The 9,305-nt window shown below is 37.6% G+C and carries 8 protein-coding genes and 1 other RNA gene; all 9 read right to left on the bottom strand.

Annotation, left to right across the window (positions count from 1 at the left end; translation table 11 throughout):
* Positions 1 to 75: 75 nt before the first annotated feature.
* The 9 genes from RUH74_RS01910 to RUH74_RS01870 all read right to left on the bottom strand — a co-directional run bounded on the left by RUH74_RS01910 (position 76) and on the right by RUH74_RS01870 (position 9,135).
* Positions 76 to 249 (bottom strand): hypothetical protein, encoded by a 174-nt coding sequence (locus tag RUH74_RS01910; protein WP_313798545.1) that lies wholly within the window; start codon positions 247 to 249, stop codon positions 76 to 78.
* A gap of 66 nt (positions 250 to 315) precedes the next feature.
* A complete protein-coding gene (locus RUH74_RS01905; protein ID WP_313798544.1) occupies positions 316 to 1,449 on the bottom strand; it encodes a THUMP domain-containing class I SAM-dependent RNA methyltransferase in 1,134 nt (377 codons plus the stop codon).
* A 10-nt stretch (positions 1,450 to 1,459) separates the two neighbouring features.
* On the bottom strand, positions 1,460 to 3,172 hold the full coding sequence (locus RUH74_RS01900; protein WP_313798543.1) for a putative bifunctional diguanylate cyclase/phosphodiesterase: 1,713 nt from the start codon (positions 3,170 to 3,172) through the stop codon (positions 1,460 to 1,462).
* Positions 3,173 to 3,347: 175 nt separating this feature from the next.
* Positions 3,348 to 3,749, bottom strand: an RNA gene (gene rnpB / locus RUH74_RS01895) — RNase P RNA component class B.
* 81 nt (positions 3,750 to 3,830) lie between these two features.
* On the bottom strand, positions 3,831 to 4,133 hold the full coding sequence (gpsB, locus tag RUH74_RS01890) for a cell division regulator GpsB (RefSeq protein ID WP_313798542.1): 303 nt from the start codon (positions 4,131 to 4,133) through the stop codon (positions 3,831 to 3,833).
* Between the two features lie 78 nt (positions 4,134 to 4,211).
* Positions 4,212 to 4,778 (bottom strand): SLOG family protein, encoded by a 567-nt coding sequence (locus tag RUH74_RS01885; protein WP_313798541.1) that lies wholly within the window; start codon positions 4,776 to 4,778, stop codon positions 4,212 to 4,214.
* 169 nt (positions 4,779 to 4,947) lie between these two features.
* Entirely contained in the window at positions 4,948 to 5,265 is a 318-nt protein-coding gene (locus tag RUH74_RS01880) for a CotD family spore coat protein (protein WP_313798540.1), read from the bottom strand.
* Positions 5,266 to 5,585: 320 nt separating this feature from the next.
* On the bottom strand, positions 5,586 to 6,860 hold the full coding sequence (locus RUH74_RS01875; RefSeq protein ID WP_313798539.1) for a ribonuclease H-like domain-containing protein: 1,275 nt from the start codon (positions 6,858 to 6,860) through the stop codon (positions 5,586 to 5,588).
* Positions 6,850 to 9,135 (bottom strand): DEAD/DEAH box helicase, encoded by a 2,286-nt coding sequence (locus tag RUH74_RS01870; RefSeq protein WP_313798538.1) that lies wholly within the window; start codon positions 9,133 to 9,135, stop codon positions 6,850 to 6,852. Before RUH74_RS01870 ends, RUH74_RS01875 begins: the two co-directional genes overlap by 11 nt.
* Positions 9,136 to 9,305: the final 170 nt, after the last annotated feature.

Genomic DNA, 9,305 nt, shown 5'->3' with positions numbered 1-9,305 from the left:
CACCCTCAAATTCACCTTTCTCTTTATTTGAAGCTAGTTATGTCCCAGCCTCTTTCATTAGTTATTTTTCATTCTTTATCTATGTAAGAATGAGAACGAGTAAGTCATTGCTTGCTGGAGTTCACTTTGTGCATGTTGAAGCTGTTCGAGAGCTTTCGATGATAATATATCCTGTTCTTCTTTTATAGCTTCGATCGTATCTGTTAAAGATTGAGAAATTTTATTGAAATCAATTCTTGAATCATACATTCAGAGCCCTCCTGACCATTTTTGATATAAATATATGGTATTCAGGATCAGGAGAAAGTATGCTCTTTATTTTGTTCTAGGTGGACGCTTTCCCCAATATTGATAATAATCTGTGCGAATAAATCCATTAAATAGCTTTCGCTTCTTAGTGGCAGATTTTCCATAGAATTGCTCAAATTGTTCATTCGAGGTAAGAATATAAATAGACCAAGTGTCTAATGGTGCCAATGCCGCACCCATTTCTGCATACATTTTTTGGACAGCATCCTTATCTCCTAACCGTTCGCCATATGGCGGGTTCCCTACGATGACTCCGTATTCCTTTGTTGTCGTAAAATCCCTCACCTGCATTTGCTTGAAGTGAATTAAATCCCCTAATCCGGCTTCAAATGCATTCTCTTCAGCCATTTTCACCATTCGATGATCGATATCTGTCCCAGTAATATCCAATGGCTGGTCATAGTTGGCAAGATCTTCCGTCTCCAGCCTTGCTTCTTCCCATACTTTGTCAGGAACCCAATGCCAGCCTTCAGAAACAAATTCACGATTGAAGCCAGGAGCAATATTTTGACCAATTAATGCTGCTTCAATCGGAATCGTGCCAGAGCCGCAAAACGGATCAACAAACGGCTTGTCTGGTGTCCAATTAGTTAGCATAATTAGAGCAGCAGCAAGTGTTTCCTTTAAAGGTGCTTCCCCTTGTCCTGCACGATATCCTCGTTTATGCAGCCCGCTTCCGCTGGCATCAATTGTTAACAAAGCAACATCCTTATGTAATGCCACTTCTATTTTAAATAGGGGACCGTTTTCTTCAAACCAGCCTGATTTCTTATAATGTTTTCTCATTCTTTCAACAATCGCTTTTTTTACAATTGCCTGACAATCAGGTACACTATATAATTGGGATTTGACTGATTTCCCTGTTACTGGAAATTCCGCATCCTCCGGTAAAAAGTTTTCCCATGGAAGTGCTTTCGTTTTCTCAAAAAGCTCATCAAAGGTTGTTGCTTTAAATTCACCAATCTTTATTCTAATTCGGTCAGCTGTCCGCAGCCATAGATTTGAGCGCGCAATTGCTAAGGCATCACCTTTGTATGTGATTCTGCCGTTTTCAACTACGCATTCATATCCAAGATCACGCACTTCCTTCGCTACTAGAGCTTCAAGCCCCATAGCTGATGTAGCTATTAAATCAAACATAATTTCACCCTTAAATTAAATTGTTCCCATCCCAATCTTGCAATAATGTCAGTAGTTTATGCTTAGGGAGTGGTTTTGTTATGTAATACCCTTGAATATAGTCACACTTTTCTTTTTTTAACAGTTCATATTGTTTCTTATTCTCTACTCCTTCAGCTACCACCTTTAAATTCAGGCGATTGGCCATTATGATGATGGCTTCAACAATCGAACTATATTCTTTGTACAAAGCTATCCCTTTAATAAAGCTTTGATCAATTTTCAATGTATCAAGAGGGAAGCGACTTAAATAGCTTAGTGAGGAGTAGCCAGTCCCAAAATCATCTATTGATAATTTTATACCAAGCTGCTTTAGTTTAACAAGCTTATCTACTGTTTCTTCTGCATTTGGCATGATCATGCTTTCTGTTAATTCCAATACGATATGTCGTGTGCTGACATTTGTCTTTTGGAAAATATCATTTAAAGATTTAATAAACCCGAGCTGATTAAAATAGAGGGCAGATACATTAATATTCATTCTAATTTTTGCCCCGTTTAAATGGATACTATTTAAGTCTTCACAAGCTTTTTGAATAATCCACTCACTTAATGGCACAATTAACCCTGTTTCTTCTGCTAGAGGGATAAATTCTGAAGGAGGGATATTGCCAAGTGTTTTTTGATTCCACCTTACAAGTGCTTCCACACTCACTATTTCCAGTGAACCTGTATCTACGATTGGGTGATAAACAAGGTAGAATTCATTCCGTTCCAATGCCTTTCTTAAGTATGTTTCTAAAATCATTTGTCTAGATTCATTCTGGTGCATTTCTTGATGGTATAGCCCGTACTGATTTTTCCCGTTAGATTTTGCATCATACATCGCTTTATCTGCATTCTTTAGTAAGGTTTCTGTATCGATTCCATCAAGAGGATACAGGCTAATACCTATACTTGCCGTAACATACACTTCATGACTATCTAGTAAAAATGATTTAGATAAAGAATCAATGATCAGTCCAGCCATATGGATTGCCTCTTTCGGATGCTTGAGATTGGGCAAAACGATGACAAACTCATCACCACCTAGACGAGCAATCATATCCTTATTTTTAAGTATCCCTTTTAGTCTAGAGGATACTTGTTTTAAAAGTAAATCCCCATAATTATGTCCTAATGTATCATTAATTTGCTTAAATCGGTCCAAATCAAGAAACAGGATGGCCAGCTGCTGGTGATACTTTTCTGCCGTTTGTAATAACCCTTCTAAACGCTTATTTAAGCTGTACCTGTTCGCAACTCCCGTTAACGAATCATAATGCGCCAAAAACCTAAGTTGCTTTTCTGTACTCTTTTGGTTAGATATATCGCTGAATACTCCGACATAATTTGTTACATTTCCACTAGCATCTTTAATCGCGCTAATAGTCAGCCATTCCGGATAGAGTTCATCGTTTTTACGTTTATTCCAGATTTCCCCCTTCCATAATCCTGTATCATATATTTGCTTCCACATGGTTTGATAAAAAGCTTCATCATGCACGCCAGATTGCAGAATATTAGGATTATTGCCCATTACCTCTTCTGCATTATAACCTGTAACAATTTCAAATGCAGGATTGACTGAAATTATTCTGCCGCGGGCATCTGTAATCATGACACCCTCACTCGTATTTTCAAAGACTGTCCTTGCTATCTTAACGATATTAAGTGGATCACGTTGTTTTATAAACTCCAACATACTATATTCATCCTTATTCGCCTAATGTTATGAGTCTTTAATGTTTCCTCTATTAACACGTTTGATAAGTAATTCACATACTTTAATCATATATGTATTTGTGCTGAAACACAAGAAAGCTCTCCTTAAAAAAGGAGAGCTTCAATCATGTTTCGAAAATTATTCACTAATAACGTTCTGTAAGCCATGTTTTGTTCCTTTGTACTGCGAACGGCAAGTAGCCTCGTACTAAGGTGGTAATCATCTATCTACAGGTGAACAATTGTCACCTGTCCTTCTCCTTGTTCATTTCCTCAGAGAAAGTGCCCCTACCATTATTTGGGTTTCTCGCTCGCGGGGTTTACCTCGTTCCACCCTTTTCATTTCTGAAAAGGCTCCGTCACTGTGGCACTTTCAAGGTAGTCATGCCATATCCAAAGGACTTAGGCATTTTCCCTGCCGTCAGTCTAGCTTAAGCCAAACTGCCCTAGCTTATGATTTGGCTAGGCACGATCACTACAGGCATCTCAGCTCCGTGCGAGCATGGACTTTCCTCTACAATGCAGCAAAATGCTCATTGCAGCGATTACCCGAACGTCATTAATGAGTACAAAAGTTATTATATGCAACTTTCGATCATATAGCAATGGTTTTCTGTTTGAAAAAATAGGAGAATCTGTTAATCGTACAATTTACTGCCAAAAACATGTTTTTCTAAATTAGATAACCGTTTTAAAATATCAAAATTAGTTGTACCTGCCGTCTGAGATGTAGTTGGACGCCTTGAAGCATCCTCTAATTGTTTCTTTAATCTCATGTTTTCTTGCTGCAAATCTTCAATTTCCTGATAAAACACTTCATAATCTTTAATTACTAAATCTAAGAATTTGTCAACATCCTCCGGTTTGTATCCCCGCATGCCTGACTTAAATTCTTTCTCTAAAATATCTTTTGCCGTTAGTTTAATTTTATCCGAAAGCATAACACTCACCTCAATATACACCAATCAATACTTTTATTTTTTCAAAGATATGCATATTTGTCAATTTTTCTTACTCTTTTAATAATAGTCTTGTTCTTTCATTTGTTCCTCTTCAACAATTACTTGTAAATCATAAAAATTGATTAAGCGAATATCATAATTGTTCTTTTCCTGCTGTCTTTTTGCCGTTTCAAACAGATATTTCGGGCTTCCCTCTTTTTCTGTATCGTAAAACAGCAGAAGGACATCACTTTTTTCTATAAAGAATTGATTTTTCAAACGAAACTGCCAAGGGTTTTCATAAGGTTTTCTTGAAACAGAGTCAATAAAGTCTGCTTGAGTAAGTATCGATTCATACCATTCTTTATTCTCTTCTTTCCAAGTTTCCTCCTGGTTTAAAAAAGGGGTGATTACACCGAGCTGCAGTTCTGGATATGCTTCTAATTGTAGCTCTAACACTACCTCAGCCGCCCATAATTCCGTACCAAGCTGGCCGCTAATAATCACCCACTCCAGCCCTTCCTCAAGTAGAGTAATAAGCTGATTCCTTATTGCTTTTTTAATAAATGCTACTGCAGGATCATTATTCTTAAAGATTCCAATTTCATAAGGTTTGTAACCCGAAATGATCGCAACTTTCGCCAATTTTCTTAAGCCCCTCTATGTATGCTCTAATAATTGAAATTTTGCCTTAAAAAAGTATAAGAGTCAATTATTATTTTAATTAAGAAAATTGACATTTATAGCACACAAGAAAACAAGGGCAAACAACCCTTGTTTCCAAACATGTAACTCTTTCGTGCTGCATTTCTATTTATCTACCATAAAAGCCCGGTCGTGGAACACCAAAGCCTCCAGGTACTGGGCCACCGAAGCCTCCAGGTACTGGGCCTCCAAAGCCGCCAAGTGCTGGACCTGGTGCTGCAACAAACTGCTGATTCGTTACTTGATTCACAGTTGATTGCGTTTGTGGAAAATAATGTTGATGCTGGAAGTTAATGTGGTTAACATTTGTTGTATGTGTTGGATGGATATGTGGAACCACATTATTTTGGAACGTATTGTTTACACAGCATTTTGTCGGATGGACAATTGCCGGCAATACATTAGTAGGTCTTGGTCCGCAATACATGTAAAGATCCCCTTTCTTCATAGTTTACTTACATTAATAGCCTATGTTAAAAGGGTTACTCTTGTACTAATGAAAAAGTCTAATTTAAACCCCAAATTTATAAATGGGATTAAAACATGCTATAAAAACTATCTCTAAAGTTACTAAAAAGTACCATGGTAAAGATAATTACGATAAAGAAAATGAATAATATTGTTTTATACATGCTACCAGCCTCACACTAAATTATTCCTAAACTGTTTACACCACACAGTAATACATTTTACAGCTTTCAATATGGACAAACAACTAGGAAATAGTGGGTTTTGGAAATATTCACCCTAGACCTCATGACAACTTAAATATACTTTCCTGTTCAGCCTTTTTAATCTTTTTATAATTTCTTGATGACTAATTGTCAGTTTACTATTGTTAACACTTTGTAATGATAAAAAAGATGCTTCTGCATTCTTAGTAAAATAAATTGCCTTTTGGAGGTTTTTTTTTCGATGCTCATAAATCTTTGCTAATTCAATACAAGCCTCAAGTATGATTGCCTCTTCTTCTCCCTTGCCAACTATGTCTTCCCAAAGATGTATGGCATCTGTCCATTTTTTCTGTTTCTTGTACTCAAAAGCAAGAGCATGCTTGGCTGCAGTTGTTTCACTGTTCATGCTATTGGCTATACGTGTAAATGATTCTTTCGCTGTTTCTACTTCTCCTAGGTGCGAAAACCACCTTCCTATTTCATATATTTCCTTTGCTGTTTGTTTTTGGTCAAGACCAAGAATCTGAAATGAAAGATGTGTGTATAGACTGATGAGCGATAAAATATCCGTTTCATTATGCTTTAAAATCCCTAGCATGCCTTGCGGATCTTTTCTTTCTACAAAGTCAAAATAAATCATTGGTGCTAAAAAGCCTGGAAGATCATCCTTTCGTTCAATACCTAGCACTTCTTTCTCAACAATGGACAGCTTCATTCGTTCTAATTTATGCTTCCACATTCTTCTTGATGCATGGTATAAATCAAAATGTCCAAATGACGGGAGTTTAGGGACATGTTCTCGTATCAATGTATGCTGGGTTTTCACTTGCGGCCAATCGAAGGACTTTCCGTTATAAGTAGCCATCGTCGTGTAGTCAGCACTTTCAAGAAAACTTTGATATAAAGGGACCTCTGCTCCAGGAAAGGGCAGAATATGTTGTTTTAAATGAATTTCCCCTCCGGATAATCTCGCATGTCCAAGAATAAAGATAGAATTCCCCGTGCCTCCGCCTAAACCTGTTGTTTCTGTATCAAAGAATACAAAGCTTTCAGGATCAATGCCTGCAGCTGAAAGCGGATGTTTCATTCCTCGTTCATTCCACGCATTCACTGCTGTAAAGAATTGTGAGAAAGAATAGATTCCATGTTGCTGATCAATTGGAAACCTTCGTTCTCTAATTAGGCAATAGCTTCCATCTAAGAAATAAGGAGTCACCCCATCGGCTTCCCAAACATCTAGATAGGGAATCTCACTTTCTCTGGATTGGCAAGTTTTGAGAACACTTTTTGTGCTCTCTTCTTGTGAAAGATGTGATTTAAGTCTATTCAGTTTCCTTTTAATTGACATGAATCTCACCATTCATGAACATTTCAAATACTTTCAGAACATCCGTCTTTGCGTTCTCAGAAGAGGATTCAATGCCAATGCATGAAGGACATCCATAAGCACATTGACATTTCTTCACTAGATCACTTGCGTCTTTTAAAACAAGCTGGAATCCATCAAATATTTTTTCACTCAAGCCAACGCCTCCTGGGTAGCGATCATAGAAGAAAATCGTTGGTTTCTCATTATGGGCTGCTTTCACTTGCGGGACAACATGGATATCTTGAGGATCACACATGACAAATAAGGGAGCAATTGATTTAAGCGCATGTGAAGTCCCTATTAGTCCTTGCTCCAATCTCTCTTGATTGAACTGCCCTATTTCTTTATGTAAAGAAATCCAAGCAGCACTAGTGTGTAATTCCTCTTCTGGAAGCGAGATTGGCCCTGAACCGATATTTTCATGTGTTTCAAATTTTATTTTCTTAAAAATTGTTGCCATCGCAGTGATGCTTACATCCCCATAGCCGATTTCACCTGAGGAGATAAATTGTTGCTTATCCTGTTCTAAAACTTTTAGCTGAACGGCAAGATTGGCATCTGTGTAATAATCAACATCCACTTCTCTTACAAATGCTTTCTTTTCCTCCCAGTCAAGCAGCTCCACTTGAAATTGTGTGCCCTGATGCAGATAAATGGCCTCATCATGTAATAAAGTCATGGCTGAAAAACGATCCATTTCACCAATTACCTTTACGTTTGCTACATCGGATTGATCAATAATGACAACATTTTCTTGAGAGGCAGAACGAAGACTTATATTATGGGCTGGAAATGAATCATTCATCCAGTAAAATTTATCACCATTTTGATAAAGAACCCTCTCTTCTGCCAAATATTCAAGCACTTCTTCTGTTTCAAAAGAACCAAATCGCTCACCAGACTTAAAGGGAAGCTCGTAAGCCGCACACTTCATATGGTCAATTAAAATGATCAAGTTATCTGGGTTAATTCTGGCTGTTTCAGGACTGCGTTTGAAAAAATAATCAGGGTTTTGAATGATAAATTGATCAAGGGGACTGCTTGAAGCGACCATAATCACAAGGGATTCACTATGCCTTCTCCCTGCTCGTCCAGCTTGCTGCCATGCGCTTGCAATCGTTCCAGGATATCCTGTCATAATACAAACCTGAAGCTGCCCGATATCAACACCTAATTCAAGTGCATTAGTACTCACTACTCCAAATATCTCTCCTGAACGGAGACCTCTTTCAATCGCACGCCTTTCCGTTGGCAAATAGCCTCCACGATACCCTCGTATCGCTTTTGGTCCTAATTTATGCTTAATAAGCTCTTGCAGATAAGTGACTAAAATCTCCACCCGCACACGGCTTCTTGCAAAAACAATCGTCTGAACCTTATTTTTCAATAGTTCACTTGCAAGTTTTCTTACTTCTAATGTAGCACTTTTTCTGATATTTAACGGAGGATTAACAATCGGAGGATTGTAAAAGACAAAATGTTTTTTCCCACTCGGTGCTCCGTTATTATCAATAAGCGAAACGTGTTTTTCTGTAAGACTTTCTGCTAACTCTAGCGGATTGGCAATCGTCGCAGAAGTACAAATAAAGGCGGGATTGCTTCCATAAAACCGACAAATTCTTTGTAAACGTCTAATAACATTTGCCACATGGCTTCCAAAAACTCCTCTGTATATATGGAGTTCATCAATCACAACATATTTCAGATTTTCAAATAGTGAGACCCATTTCGTATGATGAGGCAATATAGCCGAATGGAGCATATCCGGATTTGTAATCACAACATGTCCCGCTTTACGTACCTTTTGCCGAATATTCGAAGGAGTATCTCCATCATATGTATAGCTGTTAATTGGCAGCCCTGCCTCTTCGATGATTTCATTTATTTCACTCTTTTGATCCTGTGCTAAGGCTTTTGTCGGAAACATATATAATGCTCTTGAATTTGGATCATTTATGATTGTTTGCAAAACCGGCAAGTTGTAGCATAACGTTTTCCCTGAAGCAGTTGGAGTAACGGCGACAATACTTTTTCCTTGAATGGCTTCTTCATAAGCAGATTTCTGATGGGTGTACAGTCTTGTAATTCCCCGCTTCTGCAATGCTTCCTTAAGGGCTGGGTGTATGTCTAAAGGCAGTTCATCTGTTGTTGCCTCTTTTTCTTCAATCGTTTCCCAATGGACAATATTCTCTTTGAATGATTCATCTACTTTTAAATGATTCATTATTTCATTAAGGTCTTTTCGAACTTTCATTTTATTCACCTCATATCTATCATTCTAGCGAATAAGCGTTCGTTAAAAAAGTGATTCTTTATATTTTTTTTATATTTCCATTGCCAACTTTATCCTCTCTCTGCTTCCTTTCATATAACGTTCAAACTTTTGTCATGAATTAGCTTTTTTCAACTGTTTTTTTTGTTACA

It is taken from the genome of Cytobacillus sp., assembly GCF_032154635.1.
GTDB lineage: Bacteria > Bacillota > Bacilli > Bacillales > Cytobacillaceae > Cytobacillus.
The sequence above is the reverse complement of the archived record's forward strand: the minus strand, read 5'-3'. Positions and strand labels throughout refer to the sequence as shown.